General features: G+C 74.5%; 5 protein-coding genes. 4 read left to right on the top strand and 1 reads right to left on the bottom strand.

Annotation, left to right across the window (positions count from 1 at the left end; translation table 11 throughout):
- Positions 1 to 2,222, top strand: a 2,222-nt coding sequence (locus ABZZ20_RS33950) for a type I polyketide synthase (RefSeq protein ID WP_356876383.1), incomplete at its 5' end; no start/stop codon positions are given.
- A gap of 16 nt (positions 2,223 to 2,238) precedes the next feature.
- Here ABZZ20_RS33950 and ABZZ20_RS33945 read toward each other — a convergent pair.
- The gene (locus tag ABZZ20_RS33945; protein WP_356876381.1) at positions 2,239 to 2,613 is read right to left on the bottom strand and encodes a hypothetical protein; all 375 of its coding nucleotides are present in this window, start codon (positions 2,611 to 2,613) and stop codon (positions 2,239 to 2,241) included.
- Between the two features lie 381 nt (positions 2,614 to 2,994).
- Here ABZZ20_RS33945 and ABZZ20_RS33940 point away from each other — a divergent pair, with 381 nt between their 5' ends.
- From ABZZ20_RS33940 to ABZZ20_RS33930, 3 genes are all read left to right on the top strand, one after another.
- On the top strand, positions 2,995 to 4,503 hold the full coding sequence (locus ABZZ20_RS33940) for an MFS transporter (protein WP_356876380.1): 1,509 nt from the start codon (positions 2,995 to 2,997) through the stop codon (positions 4,501 to 4,503).
- A gap of 551 nt (positions 4,504 to 5,054) precedes the next feature.
- Entirely contained in the window at positions 5,055 to 16,802 is an 11,748-nt protein-coding gene (locus ABZZ20_RS33935; RefSeq protein WP_356876378.1) for an amino acid adenylation domain-containing protein, read from the top strand.
- A 46-nt stretch (positions 16,803 to 16,848) separates the two neighbouring features.
- Positions 16,849 to 17,718, top strand: a complete 870-nt coding sequence (locus ABZZ20_RS33930; RefSeq protein WP_356876376.1) for an alpha/beta hydrolase — start codon at positions 16,849 to 16,851, stop codon at positions 17,716 to 17,718.
- The last annotated feature ends 1 nt before the right edge of the window (position 17,719 follow it).

The following is a 17,719-nucleotide window of genomic DNA, read 5'->3' as shown; positions in this document are numbered from 1 at the left end:
GGCGGACCGTACTCATCCACTCCCGGCCCCAGGACACCCTCCCCGACACCCCGTGGCTGCTGCACGCCGAAGGCCTCCTCACCGCCGCACCCGCCCCCGTCAACGCCGACCTCACCGCCTGGCCGCCGGCCGGCGCCACCGAGGTGCCCGTGAGCGACGCGTACGAGCTCCTGTTCCAGCAGGGCTACGACTACGGGCCGGTGTTCCAGGGGCTCAAGGCCGCCTGGCGCCAGGACGACGTGGTCTTCGCCGAGGTCGAACTGCCCGAGCAGGCCCACGAGGACGCCGCCCTCTTCGGACTCCACCCGGCTCTTCTCGACGCCACGATGCACGCGTTGGGCGTCGGCGAGGGCGTCACCGGTGACGAGCCGACGGAGCTGCCCTTCTCCTGGTCGGACGTCCGCCTGCACGCGGTCGGCGCCACCTCGTTGCGGGTGCGGATCACCCGGCACGGGGCGAACAACCTGTCGCTGGCCCTCGCGGACCGAAGCGGTGCACCGGTCGCCTCCATCGGCTCCCTGGCGTTCCGCCCGGTGTCGCAGGAGCAGTTGAGCGGCGGGAAGCCGGACTCGCTGTTCGAGATCGGCTGGCAGCCACTGCCGGTGGCCGGGGCGGGCCCCGCGTTCCGACTGTGGGACGAGGTGGCCGCGGGCCCGGTCTCGGGTGCGGTGGTCTTCCCCGTGCCGACGGCCGAGGGTGCGGTACCCGAAGCCGTGCGTTGCGCCGCGACGCGGACGCTGGCGGTCGTCCAGGAGTGGCTGGCCGAGGAGCGGTTCGCTCAGTCCACCCTGGTCGTCGCGACCCGTGGCGCGGTGGCCGTCGAGGCCGGCGAGGCGGTGGACCTGGCGCAGGCTCCGGTGTGGGGTCTGGTGCGTGCCGCGCAGGCGGAGCACCCGGGCCGGATCCAGCTGACCGACCTGCCCGCCGACGGTTTCGACGGTCTGGGCGCGGTGATCGCGTCCGGTGAGCCGGAGAGTGCCGTACGGGCGTCCGGGCTGCACGTCCCGCGTCTGGTCCCCGTCGCGGGGTCCGGCGCGGAGTCCCTCGCCGTGGATCCGCAGGGTACGGTCCTGATCACGGGTGGCACCGGTGGCATCGGCGCCCACCTGGCCCGGCACCTGGTCACCGAGCACGGCGTACGCCACCTGCTGCTGACCTCCCGCCGCGGCCCGTCCGCCGAGGGCGCGGCCGAACTGGGTGCCGAGCTGACCGAACTCGGCGCGCAGGTCACGATCGAGGCCTGCGACGTGTCCGATGCCCGGGCGGTCGCCGGCCTCCTGGCAGGCATCCCGTCCGGCCATCCCCTCACGGGTGTGGTCCACGCGGCGGGTACGGGCGACAACGGTCTGATCGCCACGATGGACGCCGACCGCCTGGACGCGGTCCTCGCCCCGAAGGCGGATGCGGCTTGGGTCCTGCACGAGCAGACCCGCGACCTGCCCCTGACCCTGTTCACGCTCATCTCCTCCGCCGGCGGGCTCACCCTCGCCGCCGGGCAGGCCAACTACGCGGCAGCGAACACCTTCCTCGACGCCCTCGCCGTGCACCGGCACGCCCAGGGCCTGCCCGCGCAGTCCCTCGCCTACGGCCTCTGGGACACGCGGACGGGACTGACCGAGGCGTTGGAGGAGGACGTCCGCCTGATGGCGGCCCGCGGTCTGCCGGCCCTCGCGGTCGAGGAGGCCCTCCGGCTGTTCTCCACCGCGCACACGCAGGGCCGGGCCGCGCTCGTCCCGCTGCGCGTCGACACCGCAACGCTCCGGTCGCGGGCCGAGGACCTGCCCGCCCTGCTGAAGGGGCTGGTGCCCCGGTCCGGCCGGTCGACCGCCCGGACCGCCGACCGCGGAAACGATCCGGCGGCACTCGTCGAGCGGCTGTCCGCCCTCCCGGCCAAGGAGCGCGAGCAGGAACTGCTGGACGTCGTACGGGCGCACGCGGCCGCCGTGCTGGGGCACGCCGGGCAGGACGCGGTCCGGGCGGACCGCGGGTTCCTGGACCTCGGGTTCGACTCGCTGACGGCGCTGGAACTGCGCAACCGGCTCGGCGCGCTCACCGGCTGCCGGCTGACGCCCACGTTGATCTTCGACTATCCGTCGCCCGTCAAGCTCGCCGCGCACCTGAGCGCGCTGCTGTTCGGTGCCGACGAGCCCGAGGACGACCTGAGCGCGGCCACCGCCGAGGAACTGTTCGACATCCTCGACGCCGAGGAGTCGTTCCACTGACGCGCAGGGACGGAGGTCAGGAGACCCAGGCGCCCGGCGCGCGGAACGGCGGCTGGTGACCCTGCGGGAGTTTGCGGGGACCGGAGGCCGGCGGGAAGGAGCCGGCCTGGAGGAGGCGGAGGCGGGACGCCAGGAGGACGGCCAGGGCGGCGGCCTCCTCGGCGGTCGGGCTTCCCTTGGTGATCCGTATGGAGGCCAGGGCCAGGACGGCGGAGCCGTCCTCGGCCGCCGCCCGGGGAGGCACTGCGGGTGCGGCCGGTGCGGCCGGTGCGGTCGGTGCGGCCGGCGGCTCCGGCTCCGGCACGGGCAGGACGCGGACCGCGGGGGTCGGGGGGTACGCGGGCTGCGGGGCGAGTTCGGTCGTCAGCAGTCGTTCTTCCGCGATGGTCATTCGGGCCCTTTCGACGCGGACGGACGCACCGGGGAGGGCCGGTGCCGGGCCCCAGGTTCGACGTCGGCGCTACAGCGTGGCTCGGGTGCCGCCCGCGGCCTTGAGGCGGCCTCCTCGTGAGCGGTGCGGGCGCCGCCGTACGACGTGTCGGCCGTCCGCACCGCCCGCAGTCGACCGGGGCCGGCGTCCACGACGCCGGCCCCTTCGTCGTGCCGCGGTTCGGACCGCCCCTCCAGCACGGCTCCAGCCCCCTCTCCTTCAATGGCTTGTGGTGCGACGAGAGGACGGCCGAACGAGCCGGACGCCCGCCGCAGGGCGAGCGAGCATCCTCGGGCACGCCGGGCCGGAGCCGCCGCTGACATTCACGAAGGAGCCACCGTCATGGCCATTGCCGAGGGTGCGGACGTACAACGGGCGGAGAAGGAGCGGGCGGTCGGGCCCGCAGGCCTTTCGCGTCGGCGCTGGGCGGTGCTGGGCGTGCTCGCAGCCGCATCGTTCTTCGACGGCCTCGACGCCAACATCGTGGCCGTGGCCCTTCCGAGCATCCAGCGCGGCCTCGGCGGAGGTTTCGCCACGGCGCAGTGGGCCGTGGCGGGCTACTCGCTGGCCACTGCGGTGCTGCTGATCACCGGAGGCCGGCTGGGCGACATCTACGGCAGCAGGCGCGTGTTCCTCATCGGCATCGCCGGTTTCACCCTCAGTTCGGGGGTGGTCGCGGCAGCGGTCGGGCCCGAGATGCTGGTGGCGGGTCGGGTCGCGCAGGGCGCGACGGTCGCGCTGATGCTGCCCCAGGCGATGGCCGTCATCAAGAAGGAGTTCCGTCCCGAGGAGTGGGGCATCGCCTCCGCGGTCACCGGAATCGCGATCAGCGTGGGCAGTATCGGCGGCCCCGTGGTGGGCGGTCTCCTCACCGACCTCGACCTGTTCGGGACCGGCTGGCGTGCGGTCTTCTGGATCAACGTGCCGATCGGTGTCGTCCTGCTGGCCTGCGCGATCCGGGTGCTTCCGGAGAGCCGGGCCGAACAGCGGCCCGCGCTCGACCTGTCCGGCGCGGCGCTGGTGGCCCTCGCCTCGCTGGCGCTGATGTTCCCGCTGGTGCAGGGGACCGAGCACGGGTGGCCGCTGTGGTCCCAGGTGCTGGTCACGGTCTCGCTCGGCCTGTGGCTGCTCTTCGCCGCCCACCAGCGCCGGCGCTCCGCCAGGGGGATCGACGTCCTCGTCCCGCCGAGCCTGTTCCGCCGGCGGACCTTCAGCGCCGGGCTGATCGCGGCCCTGCTGACGTTCGCCGGTGCGACCTCGTTCACCTTCCTGCTCACCTATTACCTGCAGTTCGGGCTCGCCTGGTCCTCCACGCGCACCGCACTGGCCGTGGCCGTCGTTCCGCTGGGCATCACCCTGGTCTTCCAGATCGCCTGGAAGTACGGGCCGGGGCGGCCCCGCCTGTTCGTCACGGCCGGCGCTCTCACCATGGCGGCCGGCGCACTGGGCGCGGCGGTGCTGGCCGCGGGCGGTCAGACGGGGTTCGCCCCGCTGGCGGTGGCCGCCTTCGTCCTGGGAGCGGGGACGGGGCTGTCCTCGCCCGTGCTCACCTCGGTGCTCCTGGGTTCCCTGACGCCGCGCGAGGCGGGCGCCGGCTCCGGCGTGATCCATGCCGCCACGCAGTTCGGCGCTGCCGTGGGCATCGCGCTCATCGGCGCAGTCTTCTTCGGCGGGCTCGGGGGCGCGGGCGACAGCGCGCCCACCGGAACGGGCGGATCCGCGGATGTGTACGCGGATGCCCTCGGCACGGCACTGCTGTGCTCCGCGGCCGTCTTCGCGCTCGTGGCGGTCGTGGCCCGCGCGCTGCCGAGCCGCGGGGTCGGGCCGACCGAGGATCCGGTCTCGCTCTAGCCGCCCACGCGAATCTTGACCGTATCCCCGATGGCCTTGGGAGATTGGGAGAGGAGATATGGACGACGACCGCAGGGCACCCCGGCAGAGATTCCCCTTCGTCGCCTCGCAGGACGCACCGCGAGCGGACGCGTTCCACCGACTCCCGAGCCCGCCGCCCGGGAGCGTCCCGCCGTCGACCGGGTCCGCGCTGCCGGGCCCGTCCGTACCGCGCCCGTACAGGCGCGGTGCCGTCGCGCGATGATGCCCGCCGACCACGCCGGAGAACCGGGCCGCGGCGGCGGGCGGCGCAAGCCCTACCGGTCGCGCCGGTCGGCGCGGGGCGGACGCAGCGCCGCGTCCGCCGTTCTCGGGGCCGGGGCTGCGGGCGACGCCTTCGGGGGCGCCGTGCTCCGGGCCGCCGGGCGTCCGTCCCGGAGCACGGCTTCGCCCACGTCCGCGGCGTCTCGCCGCCGTACGTGAGTCACGGTCGAGGACTGGCACATGCCCGGTTTCCCGAGGGGACGCGCGAGTTCCCACCCAATGCCGGAAAAGCGACACGGATGGCGGAGATGAGTACCCAAGCTACCCCCGATCGGCTCCAGCGGGCCATGGCCGCTGTGATGCAGCTCCAGCAGCGCAACGCCGAGTTGGAGAACCAGCGGTCCGAGCCGATCGCCATCGTCTCCATGACCTGCCGGCTGCCCGGCGGCATCTCCTCGCCCGAGGAGTACTGGCAGCTGCTGGCGCGGGGCGGGGACGCCATCGGCCCCTTCCCCGACCGTTGGGACGCGCTCGAACTGTACGACGCCGACCGCGAGGCCGCGGGCAAGAGCTACGCGCGGGAGGGCGGCTTCCTCGACGGCATCGACCGCTTCGACGCGGAGTTCTTCGGCATCCCGCCGCGCGAGGCCCTGTCGATGGACCCGCAGCAGCGGCTCGTGCTGGAGACGGCCTGGGAAGCCCTGGAACGCGCGGGCATCCTGCCCGCCAGCCTCAACGGGAGCCGTACGGGCGTCTACATCGGCGCCATGCGCTCCGACTACGACACCGTGCTCGCCGACCTCCAGGCCCTCGACGGCTACCAGGGCACCGGCATCTCGGGCAGCGTCATCTCCGGCCGGCTCTCCTACCTCCTGGGGCTGCGCGGCCCCGCCGTCACCATCGACACCGCCTGCTCCTCCTCCCTGACCGCCCTGCACATGGCCGCCACGGCGCTGCGCAACGGGGACTGCGAGCTCGCCCTCGCCGGTGGCGTCACGGTGATGAACTCCCCCGCCCTGTTCGTCGAGTCCAGCAGGCTCGGCGCCGTGGCTCCCGACGGCCGCTGCAAGAGCTTCTCGGCCGGCGCCGACGGCGGCGGCTGGTCCGAGGGCTGCGGGATGGTGCTGCTGAAGCGGCTCTCGGTGGCGCAGCGCGACGGCGACCGCGTCCTGGCCGTGATCCGCGGCTCGGCCGTCAACCAGGACGGTCGCAGCCAGGGCCTCACCGCGCCCAACGGTCCGGCACAGCGCCAGGTCATCGAAAGCGCGCTCGACGCCGCGCGGCTGACCCCCCAGGACATCGACGCCGTCGAGGCACACGGCACGGGCACCCCCCTCGGGGACCTCATCGAGGCCGGTGCCCTCAGCGAGGTGTTCGGCTCCGGACGGGCCCCGGGGCGACCGCTGCACTTGGGCTCCTCGAAGTCCAACATCGGCCACACCCAGGCCGCCGCGGGCGTCGCCGGCGTGATCAAGATGGTGCTGGCCCTCCAGCACGAGATGCTGCCCAAGACCCTGCACGCGGACGAGCCCAGCCCGCACGTCGACTGGGACGCACACAACCTCTCCCTGCTGCGTTCCGCAGCCCCGTGGCCGCGCGCCGACCGCCCGCGCCGCGCCGGCGTCTCCTCGTTCGGCATCAGCGGCACCAACGCGCACGTGGTGATCGAAGAGGCCCCGGCATCCCCGTCCGACCTGGGTGGGGCGCAGGGCGAGGACGACGGCGCCCCCACGGCCGAACGGCTTCCGCTGCTCCTGTCCGGGCGCGGCCCCGAGGCGCTGCGGGCGCAGGCGGCGCAGTGGGCCGACTGGCTCGAACAGCACCCGGAGCAGCCGGTTCTGCCGCTCGCGCGCGCCGCGGCGGTGCACCGCACCCACCACCCAGTACGGGCCTCGGTGCTCGCGGCCACAGCCGAGGAGGCCGTGCGCGGCCTGCGCGCCCTGGCCGAGGACCGGGAGGACGAGCAGGTGGTGACGGGCACGGCGGGTGCCCGCGGCAAGGTCGTGTTCGTCTTCCCCGGTCACGGCAGCCAGTGGCGGCTGATGGGCAGCCAACTGATGGCCGACTCGGCAGTGTTCCGGGAGGCGGTGGCGGAGTGCGACGCCGCGCTGCGCCCGTGGACGGGCTGGTCGGTCGGCGACCTGCTGAAGGGCGAGGACAGCGAGGAGACCCCGTTCCTACGGCTCGACGTGCTGCAGCCCGCACTGTTCACCATGGCGATCGGGCTGGCGGCCGTCTGGCGCTCCCTCGGCCTCGAACCCGAGGCCGTGGTCGGCAGCAGCCAGGGCGAGGTGCCCGCCGCCGTCGTCGCGGGCGCGCTGTCGCTGGGGGACGCGGCGGCGATCGTGGCCCTGCGTAGCCGGGCGCTGCTGCGCGAGTGCAGCGGGAAGGGGGCCATGGCGCTGCTCGACCTGCCCGTCACCGAGGTCGAGGAGCTGATCGCCCCGTACGGCGACGCCCTGTCCGTGGCCGTCGTCAACACCGCGCAGTCCACCGTGGTCTCGGGCGACCCCGAGGCCGTGGACGACCTGCTCGCGGGGATGGAGGGGCGCGACGTCTTCTTCCGCCGGCTCAAGGCGGACGCCGCGGGGCACTGCGCCCACGTCGATCCCATCCTGCCGCGGCTCGGCACGGAACTCGCCGGGGTCACCCCGGGGCAGTGGCGGGTCCCCTTCTACTCCACGGTCACCGGAGGAGTGCTCCCGGGCACGGAGCTCGGCGGCGACTACTGGTGCAAGAACCTCCGCGAACCCGTCCGGATGGACCGTGCGTTGGACCGGCTCATCGCCGACGGGTTCGCCACCTTCGTCGAGATCAGCGCACACCCCGTCCTCGGCATCCCGCTGGCCGGCGCCACCGCCGGGTGCGGCGGCACCGCCGTCGGCACCCTGCGCCGTGACCGGGGCGGCATGGCCGAGGTCCTCCAGGCCCTGGCCGGTCTGCACACCCGCGGCTACGAGGCGGACTGGGCCCGCGTCCTGGGCGACCAGGAGCGGGGAACCCTGCCCGAACTGCCGGGCTACGCCTTCCAGGGCCGCCGTTACTGGTTCGACGGGCCGATGATCGCGACGGCGGAGCGCCCCGCTCCCCCGGACCGGGCAGCGGACGGCACGGACGGCGACCGGGAAGCGGAGGCGGGGACCGGGCTGCGCGCCCGTCTGGCCGCGCTGCCCGACACCGAGCGGGCCTCCGCGCTGACCGAGGTCGTCCAGCGGGAGGCGGCGGCCGTGCTGGGCGCGACCGAGCCGGTGCCGCAGGACGGCCGGCTGCGGGAGTTGGGCTTCGACTCCATCATGGGGCTGCGCCTGCGCAACCGGCTGTGCACCCTCACGGGCGCCGACCTCCCCGCGAACCTCGCCTTCACCCACCCCACTCCTCAGGTCATCGCGGCGTACCTGCTGGACGGGGTCCTCGGCACCCTCGACGCCCTCGTCGTGCCGCGCGGCCCGGAGCTGGAGCGCAGCGCGCGGCGGGACGTGCACCCGGCGACCGAGGGTCAGCGCAGGCTGTGGTTCCTGGACCGGATGGACCCGGGCTCCGCGCAGTACAACGCGCCGCTGTCGCTGCGCCTGGGCCGCGCCGTGGACGCGGACGCCCTGGCCCGCGCCCTGCGCTGGGTGATGGAGCGTCACGAAGCGCTGCGCACCGGGCTGGAGATGCGCGGGGGAGAGCTCGTCCAGGTCGTTCACGAGGTGGGTGACGTCCCGCTGGTGCGGGAGGACTTCACCGGGCAGGACGAGTACGCCGTTCTGGAGCGCATCGGGCGGGAGGAGCGCGCGCCGTTCGACCTGTCCGGCCGTTCGCTGCTGCGCTGCCTGCTGCTCGATGTGGAGGGCGACGCGCAGATCCTGTGCGTGACGACCCACCACGCCATCAGCGACGGCTGGTCCCTCGCGGTCTTCCTGGAGGAGCTCCGCTTCGCCTACGAGCGGTTCGCGAGCGGGCAGACGCCCCGGCGCGAGCCGGTCGGCCACCACCTCGGCGACTTCGCCGCCTGGGAGGCGCGCCGGGTGGACGAGGGCGGCTTCGACGAGGCCCTGCGCCACTTCTCCGAGGAACTCCAGGGCCTGGGCCGCCTCGAACTTCCGCGCGCCGAAGCGGACGACCCGGCCGACGGGTCGGTCACCTTCGTCCTGCCGCCCGAGCTGCATGCGCGGGTGGAGGACCTGGCCTCGCGCACCGACGTCACTCCGTACACCATCTACGCGAGCGTCTTCGCGCTGCTCCTGGCCCGCTCCTGCGGACAGGACGACTTCGGTATGGGCACCATCTGGGCCAACCGGCAGCGGTCCGAACTCGGCGGCACCGTCGGGTTCCTGGCCAACACCCTGCCGCTGCGCTGCGACCTGCGCGGCAACCCGCGCTTCGACGAACTGCTCGCCGCGACGTCGCAGCGGGTCCTGGGGCTCATGCAGCACCAGGACGCCCCCCTGACGGAGGTGCTGCGGGTCGCGGGGGGCGAGCGCACCGGCGAGGAGAACCCCCTCTTCCGGGTGCTGTTCAATTACCGCGCCAACTCCCTGCCGCCCCTGGGCGGCGGCGACGGCGCTTGGACCGTCGCCCCGTTCAGCAGCGTCGCCGGCAACCCGCGCGGCGTGGCCAAGGCCGAGCTCGGCCTGACCCTCGGGCCCGCAGACACGGGGATCGACGGCGAGCTGGAGTTCCGGTCCCCGGTGCTGAGCCGGGCCGGCGCCGAGCGCATGGTGGCGAACTTCCGGGTCCTGCTGGAGTCGGCGCTCGACGCACCGGACCGGCCGGTCGGTGAACTCTCGGCCCTGAGCGAGGCGGAGGAGGCCTGGCTGACGGCCCGGGGCACCGGCCGCACCGGTGCTGCCCCCGCCACCCTGACCGCGCTGGACCTGGTGCTGCGGCAGGCGGACCGGACGCCGGACGCCGTCGCGCTCGTTTCCGGGGAGGAGGAACTGACCTATGCGCAGCTCGTGGCGCGGTCCGCGGCGCTGGCCGGGCGGCTGCGCGCGGCCGGCGTCGGCCGGGGCTCCCTCGCCGGGATCCACCTGCCACGTACGACCGGCCTGGTGACCGGGGTGCTCGCCGTGTGGATGGCGGGCGGCGCGTACGTCCCGCTGGACCCGGAGTATCCGGCGGCGCGCCTCGACCACATCATCGAGGACAGCGGACTGCGGGTGATCGTCTCCACCCGTGCGGGCGCACCGGCGGTGGAGCGGGACGGCATCGCGGTCCTGCTGGCCGACGGCCCCGCCCCCGACGCGGAGCAGCACGCCGCGACGCCGCCTCCCGCCGAGGACGCGCCCCGTACGCAGGACCTGGCGTACGTGATCTACACGTCCGGCTCCACCGGGAGGCCGAAGGGCGTGATGCTGGAGCACGCGCAGTTCGCGAACTTCCTGTCCGCGATGGACGAGTGCGTCGGCGGCGGGGCCGGGGACACCTGGATGGCGGTGACCAGCCTGTCCTTCGACATCTCCACGGTGGAACTGCTGTGGACGCTCAGCCGCGGCTACCGGGTGCTCGTCGCGGACGGCAACCCGGCCGCCTGGGGCGCCTGGCTGCCCTACGCGCCGACCCACCTGCAGTGCACGCCCTCGCTGGCCCGCATGCTGCTGGCCGATCCGGACGGGCGTGCCCTGCTCGGCGGTCTGGACCGGATGCTCGTCGGCGGCGAGGCGCTGGACCGGACGTTGGCGCAGAAGCTGCTGCGGCACTGCGGCGGCGACGTGGTCAACATGTACGGGCCGACGGAGACCACGGTGTGGTCGGCGGCCTGGCGGGTGACGCCGGGCGAGGTCTCGCTGGGCGGGCCGCTGCACGGCAACGTGCTGTACGTCCTGGACGAACACGGTCGCCGGCTGCCGCGCGGCAGCCAGGGCGAGCTGTGGATCGGCGGGGCCGGGGTGGCCCGGGGCTATCTGGGGCGCGAGGAGCTGACCGCCGAGCGGTTCGTGCCCGACCCGTTCGCCGCCGAGCCCGGGGCGAGGATGTACCGCACCGGTGACCTCGTACGGTTCCGGGAGGACGACAGCCTGGCGTTCTGCGGCCGGGCGGACGCGCAGGTGAAGCTGCGCGGGCACCGGATCGAACCCGGTGAGATCGAGCAGGTCGCGGCCGAGTGCGCGGCCGTGGCCGAGTGTGCGGCCGTGGTGCGCGAGGACGTGCCGGGCGACCCGAGGCTCTGCCTGTACTGGGTGGCCGCTCCGGGCGCCGCGGCGGACGGTGGCGCCGTCTCGGCGCACCTGGCCGCGCGGCTCCCGGCCTACATGACTCCCTCGCGGCTGGAGCGGGTGCAGGAGCTGCCGCACACCCCGAACAAGAAGGTCGACCGGGCGGCGCTGCTGCGCCTTCCCGCGCCCGGCCCGATGCCCGCCGCCGCAGCCTCGGTGGCGCTCCCGGCCGGACAGGACGGGCTCGAACGGCTGATCGGCGAGGCCTGGGCCTCCGTCCTCGGCCTGCCGGACGTCGATCCGGACACGGGCATCTTCGAGCTGGGCGCCAGCTCGATGACGGCCCTGACCGTCCACGGGCTGCTCAGCAAGGCCCTGGACCGGGAGTTCCCGCTGTCGGCGATGATCCGATACCCGACGGTGCGTCAGCTCGCGGACCATCTGCGGGGCGGGACCGCGGGCCCGCTCGCCCGCCGGCAGCCCGCCACCCCGCGCGGTCCCGTGGACGGGGACGCCGTGGCGGTCGTCGGGATGGCGTGCCGGCTGCCCGGCGCAGCGGGGCTGGAGGCGTTCCGGGAGAACCTGCGCAACGGGGTGGAGTCCATCACGTACTTCACCGACGACGAGCTGCGTGCGGCGGGCGTGCCGGACGAGGACCTGCTGGACCCCCGCTACGTGCGGGCCAGGGGGGTGATCGAGGGCGTCGACCTCTTCGACGCCGCGTTCTTCGGGTGCTCCCCGGGCGAGGCCGATGCCATGGACCCCCAGCACCGGCTGCTGCTCGAATGCTCGTGGGAGGCGTTCGAGGACGCGGGGATCGTGCCCCGCGACTTCGGCGGCCGGGTCGCGGTCTTCGCCGGTTCCGGCTACGGCGGCTACCCCCAGAAGACGGCCGCCGACATGTCGTCCTTCTACCAGAACATGATCGGCAACAAGAACGACTACCTGGCCACGCGCATCGCCCACAAGCTCGACCTGCGCGGTCCCGCACTGAGCGTGCAGACCGCCTGCTCCACCGGCCTGGTGGCGACCCACCTCGCCCGCGAGAGCCTGCTGCGCGGAGAGTCGGACGCCGCCCTGGTGGGGGCCTCGTCCCTGACCTTCCCGCTCACCCGGGGCTTCCTGCACCAGGAGGGGCTGGTCGTCTCCCCCGACGGCAAGTGCCGGGCCTTCGACGAGAAGGGCGCGGGCACGGTCTTCGGCAGCGGCGTGGCGGCGGTGCTGCTGAAGCGGCTCTCCGACGCGCTGGCGGACGGGGACCGCGTCTACGCCGTACTGCCCGGCAGCGCCGTCAACAACGACGGCGCCGACAAGGCCGGGTTCACGGCGCCGAGCGTGCCGGGCCAGTCCGCGGTCATCGCCGAGGCCCAGGCGGTCGCGGGGGTCGGCCCCGCCGACATCGGCTTCGTCGAGGCGCACGGCACCGCGACGGCCCTGGGCGACCCCATCGAGGTCCAGGCGCTCCAGCAGGTGTTCGGCGCCGTGGAACGGCGGACGCCCTGCGCGCTCGGCTCGGTCAAGACCAACATCGGGCACGCCGACGCCACCGCCGGACTCGCCGGGCTCATCAAGGCCGTGCTGGCCGTCCACCACGGCGAGCTGGTGCCCAGCCTCAACTACGAGAGCCCCAACCCCGAAATGGGCATGGACCCGGAGCTGTTCGAGGTCAACACGCAGCTGCGGATGTGGCAGGAGGAAGGACCGCGCCGCGCCGGCGTCTCCTCCTTCGGCATCGGCGGGACCAACGCGCACGTCATCGTCGAGGAGGCACCCAGCCTTCCGGAGCGCCCTGCTCCGGCGGAGCGCGGCGGACCTGCCGGACCTGCCCTGCCCGTGGTGATATCGGCGCGCGACCAGGCGGCGCTGCGCGAGCAGGCGCGCCGCTGGGCGCACTGGCTGGAGCGCAACCAGGACGTCGCGCTGCACGACGTCGCGCACACCGCAGCCACACGCCGCACGCACTTGAAGGAGCGGGCCACCGTCACGGCGGCCGACCGCGAGAGGGCCGTGGCGGCGTTGACGGCGCTCGCCGAGGACCGCTCGCACCCGGCGCTGGTCCGGGGCACGGCGCGGCAGCGGGGCCGGAAGGTGTTCGTCTTCCCGGGCCAGGGCACCCAGTGGCCGGGCATGGGCCGGGAACTGCTGGAGAGCAGCACGGTCTTCGCCGAGACGGTCGACGCCTGCGACGCCGCGCTGCGCCCGTACACCGACTGGTCGGTGCGTGACGTGCTCAGCGGAGGCGGCGCCCACGAGGACGGGACGCCCGTGGACCTCGACCGGCTGGACGTGTCGATGCCCGCCCTGTTCACCATGTACGTGGCGCTGGCCGCCACCTGGCGGGACCTGGGGCTCGAACCGGACGCCGTCGTCGGGCACAGCCAGGGAGAGATCGCCGCGGCCGTGGTGTCCGGAGCGCTGAGCCTGGAAGAAGGGGCCCGCGTCGTCGCACTGCGCGGGCGGGAGCTGGCCCGCACCGCGGGCGGCGGGGCGATGGCCTTCGTCGAACTTCCCGTGGCCGAGGTCGAGGAGCGGATGGCCCCGTACGGCGGGGCGCTGTCCGTCGCCGTGGTCAACACGCCGCGCTCCACGGTGGTGGCGGGCGACGCGGAGGTCCTCGCCGACTTCCTGTTCGCGCTCGACGACGAGGACGTGGTGTGCGGCAAGCTCGCCTCGCCGTTCGCCTCGCACAGCCACCACATGGACCCGCTGGTCCCCGTACTGAGAGAGCTGCTGCGGGACGTGCGGCCCGGCGCCGCCCGTATCCCCTTCTACTCGACCGTGACCGGGGCGATCCTCGACGGGGAGCAGCTGGACGCCACGTACTGGTGCCGCAACCTGCGCGAACCGGTCCGTCTCGACCTGGCCCAGCAGAGCTTGCTGGACGCCGGATACGACGTGTTCGTGGAGGTCGGACCGCACCCCGTGCTCACGATGCCGCTCACCGAGGGCGACGAGCGCGCGCTCGTCGTCGGCTCGCTCGTCCGCGACCGCGGCTCCGTCGGCGAACTGCTGCGCACCCTGGGCACGCTGCACGCCCACGGCTGCCGGATCGACTGGCCCCGCGCGTTCGGCGCCGTCTCCCCCGGCGACAGCCGTGCACGGGTCGCGGACCTGCCGACCTACGCGTTCCAGCGCCGCAGTCACTGGATCGAGGACCAGCCGGCGCCCACCGCCTCGGGCTCCCCGGAGGCAACGGCGTTCTGGCGGGCCGTCGAGGAAGGGCGGCCCGAGCGCCTGGCCGAGCTGCTGGAGGCGCCCGACCGCCTGCGGGACAGCGTCGAAGAGCTGCTGCCCCTGCTGGCGGCGTGGCAGGACCGGCAGGAGACGGACGCCAAGACCGGTGCACTGCTGTACGAGGAGGTGTGGGAGCCGTCGGCGGCGCCCGTGCCCCCGCGCCTGACCGGGGCGTGGGTCCTGGCGGCCACGGCGGACGGGACCGCGACGGCCGACGAGGCGGAGCGAGCGCTGCGCGCTGCCGGCGCCGAGGTGCACCGCATCGCCGCGGACGGTGGCCGTAGGACACTCGCCGCGGACCTCGCGGCGCTGGAGCACACGCCCGAAGGTCTGCTCACCCTCGGCTCCCTCGACGACACGGCGGGGCCCGGTGGCAGCACGCAGGGCTTCCTCGCGACCCTGGCGCTGGCCCAGGCGGCTGCGGACGCCGGAGTCGTCGCCCCGGTGTGGGCGCTGACCTCGGGCGCCGTGGACACCGACGGCGCGGGGCCGGTGCCGCGGCCTGCCGGGGCCCTCGTCGCGGGCCTGTGCCGGGCGCTGTCCCTGGAGGACCCGGCCCGCTCCGGCGGCGTCATCGACGTTCCGGCCGACCGCCCCGCGGGCTGGGCCGACCTGATGGTGGCGGCCCTCGCGGCGCAGGACCACGAGGACCAGGTGGCCGTGCGCGCCGACGGCAGGTACGTACGCCGCCTGCGTCGAGCCGCGCCCCTGCCGCAGGGACCGGCGTGGACCACCCGCGGAACCGCCGTGATCACGGGCGGGCAGGGTGCGCTGGGCCGGCACCTGGCGAGGCTGCTCGCCGAACGGGGCGCCGAGCACGTCGTACTGGCGTCGCGGCGCGGTGACAGCACGCCGGAGGTGGACGAACTGCGCGTCGAACTCGCCGCGCAGGGGGTCGAGGTGACCGTCGCGCGCTGCGACGTGACCGACCGGGCGCAGGTGGACGGGCTGCTGGCGGAGGCGGACGGCGCGGAGCGGCCCCTGAGTGTGGTCGCCCATCTCGCGGGCGCGACCGGCATGGCGGCGTTCACGGACCTCACCGAGCAGCAGGCGGCCGAGATCACTGCGGCCAAGGTGCTCGGTGCCAGGCACCTGCACGAGGCGCTGGGCGAACGGCAGTTGGACGCGTTCCTGCTGTACGGCAGCGTGGCGAGCCTGTGGGGCGGGGCCGGCCAGGCCCCGTACAGCGCCGCCAACTCGGCGCTCGACGCGCTCGCCCGGCACCGTCGTGCCAGTGGGCTGACGGCCACGGTCGTGCACTGGGGCGGCTGGGCGGACGGCGGCATGGTGACGGCCGAGGCGGAGCGGACGGCGCGCTCGCGCGGACTGCTGCCGCTGGCGCCTGGCCGTGCGCTGCGCGCCCTCGGGCGCGTGTTGGACGCCGGGCTCACCTCGGTGGGCATCGCCGACATGGAGTGGTCGCTGTTCGCTCCCGTGTACGGCGCTGCGCGGCGCCGTCCGCTGCTGGACGGCATCGAGGAGGCGCGGGCGGCCACCGCGGGCACCGGTGGTGAAGACGCCTCCGCGCTGGCCGAGTGGGCTGCTGCGCTCGCCGCCCGGCCCCAGGCGGAGCGGCTCGCCACCGTGGTGGAGCTGGTCAGGCAGGAGGCCGCCACCGTTTTGGGCATGGCCGGCGACGAGCTCGACGTCGAGGCGCCGCTGGCCCACCTCGGCTTCTCCTCCCTGATGGCGGTGACCGTACGGGGCGAGCTGACCCGGCGCACCGGGCTGCCGGTGACCTCGGAACTGCTGCTGCGGCAGCCCACCTGTGCCGCCATCGCGGGCGAGCTGCTGGAACTGATGTCCCCCGGCACTCCCGATCCGGGGGCGCAGGGCGGCGCCGTCGGCCGTCGTACGGCTTCCGCGGACGAGGCGCACGGTGCACGACCCGTGGGCGCCTGGGTACGGGTGCTGCGGCCCGCCGAGGCTCCCCGCGCCCGGGTCCTGTGCGTGTCGGGCATGGGTGGTACGACCGGTGGGCACCTGCCGCTGGCCGCCCACCTCCCGGCCGACGTGGAAATGCTCGGCGTGCAGATGCCCGGCCGGGAATCGCGTGCCGGCGAGGCTCCGGCGACCGACATGATGGCCGTCGCCGACCAGGTCGTGGCGGCCCTCGCGGCAGCGGGACGGTTGGACGTGCCCCTGGCCCTGTACGGCCACAGCCAGGGGTCCTGGCTGTGCTGGGAGGTGGCGCACCGGCTCGCGCACCGTCCCGGGGTGCCGCCCCTCGCCCTGCTCCCGACCTGCGGGTTGCCGCCGCTGGCCGAGCCGACGGAGGGCCTGAGCAGGCTCGCCGAGCTGATCTCGGACGAGGCCGTCCCGGAGCCGTCCGAGGCGGCGGCGGCCCTGGAAGGGGTGCTGCCCGCCGAGGTGCTGAGCGATGACGAACTGCTCGCCGAGTACCTCCAGCGGCTCCAGTCCGACGTCGTGCTGGCGGAGAACCACCGCAGCGTGCTGCGGGGCTTCGTACGCCCGGCCCTGGACATCCCCGTGTTCGCCGTGGAGGGCAGCGACGACCCGGTGCTGCCCACGGGCTCGATGGCGGTGTGGCGCCCGCTGACCACCGGCGGTTTCGAGCTTCGCGAGATCGTCGGCACCCACTCGGCGCCGCTCGACAACGCCCCCGCCCTGGCCGCCGAGATCGCACGCGCGCTCTCGCGGATCACCCCACCCGACGCGTGACCACCCCCGACCCCGAGATGTGCGACCCCACCCACGGAGGACTGAAGTGCCTGCAACAGAACGCGCCGACGGTACGCGGATCCACTACGAGACCCACGGCAGCGGATTCCCCGTCCTGCTGATCGCGCCCGACGGCGCCAGCAGCCGGACCGAGTCCTGGGAGTCGAACTTCTACGACCCCCTGCGCGAGTTCGCCGGCCGCTTCCAGGTGATCGCCGTGGACCAGCGCCACACGGGAGGCAGCGGGGGGCCGCTGGCGCCCTTCTCCTACGCCGAGGCCGCCGCCGACCAGCTGGCCGTCCTCGACGAGCTCGGCGTGGAGGCCGCGCACGTCGTGGCGGTCGGGAGCGGGTCCGCGCTCGCCCTGCGCCTGGCGTACGAGGCGCCCGGGCGGGTGGCGTCACTCGTCGTGCAGGCTCCCGTCGGCCGGGACACGACCAACACGCTCGGGACGTTCTTCGGCCCGTTCGACGAGGCCATGCGCCTGGCACGGGCCGAGGGACTCGAAGGCGTGATCGAGTCCGCCGCGCGCGAGGGGCTGTTCGGCCGGAACCCCGGCGCCGGCCCCTTCGCCCAGCGGCTCCACGACGACCCCGCGTTCCGTGACGAGGTGCGCGCCCTGCGCCGCGAGCGCTACGTCGCCGCGCTGGTCCGCTACCGCGACGGCGTGTGGCCGGACGGGACGCCGTACTTCTCGGTGCCGCAGGACTGGCCCCCGACCTGCACGACGCCGCTGCTGGTGCTGCCCGGCAACGACGCACGGCACCCGGAGGGCGTGGCGAAGCGCCTGGCCGGGGAAGCGCCGCGGGCCCAGCTGCTCGACCCCGGGTTCAACGCACCGGAGAACCGGGTGCGCACCGTCGAGACCATCACCCGGTTCCTGACCGACCACACCCCCAGCACAGAAGGCCGCTGAC

This window comes from Streptomyces sp. NPDC006430 (genome assembly GCF_040612395.1).
Classification (GTDB): domain Bacteria; phylum Actinomycetota; class Actinomycetes; order Streptomycetales; family Streptomycetaceae; genus Streptomyces.
The sequence above is the reverse complement of the archived record's forward strand: the minus strand, read 5'-3'. Positions and strand labels throughout refer to the sequence as shown.

What these genes read in the sequence shown, in the direction of transcription:
- ABZZ20_RS33945 (WP_356876381.1), bottom strand. Translation starts at nt 2,613, where the DNA reads ATGACCATCGCGGAAGAACGACTGCTGACGACCGAACTCGCCCCGCAG.
- ABZZ20_RS33940 (WP_356876380.1), top strand. Translation starts at nt 2,995, where the DNA reads ATGGCCATTGCCGAGGGTGCGGACGTACAACGGGCGGAGAAGGAGCGG.
- ABZZ20_RS33935 (WP_356876378.1), top strand. Translation starts at nt 5,055, where the DNA reads ATGAGTACCCAAGCTACCCCCGATCGGCTCCAGCGGGCCATGGCCGCT.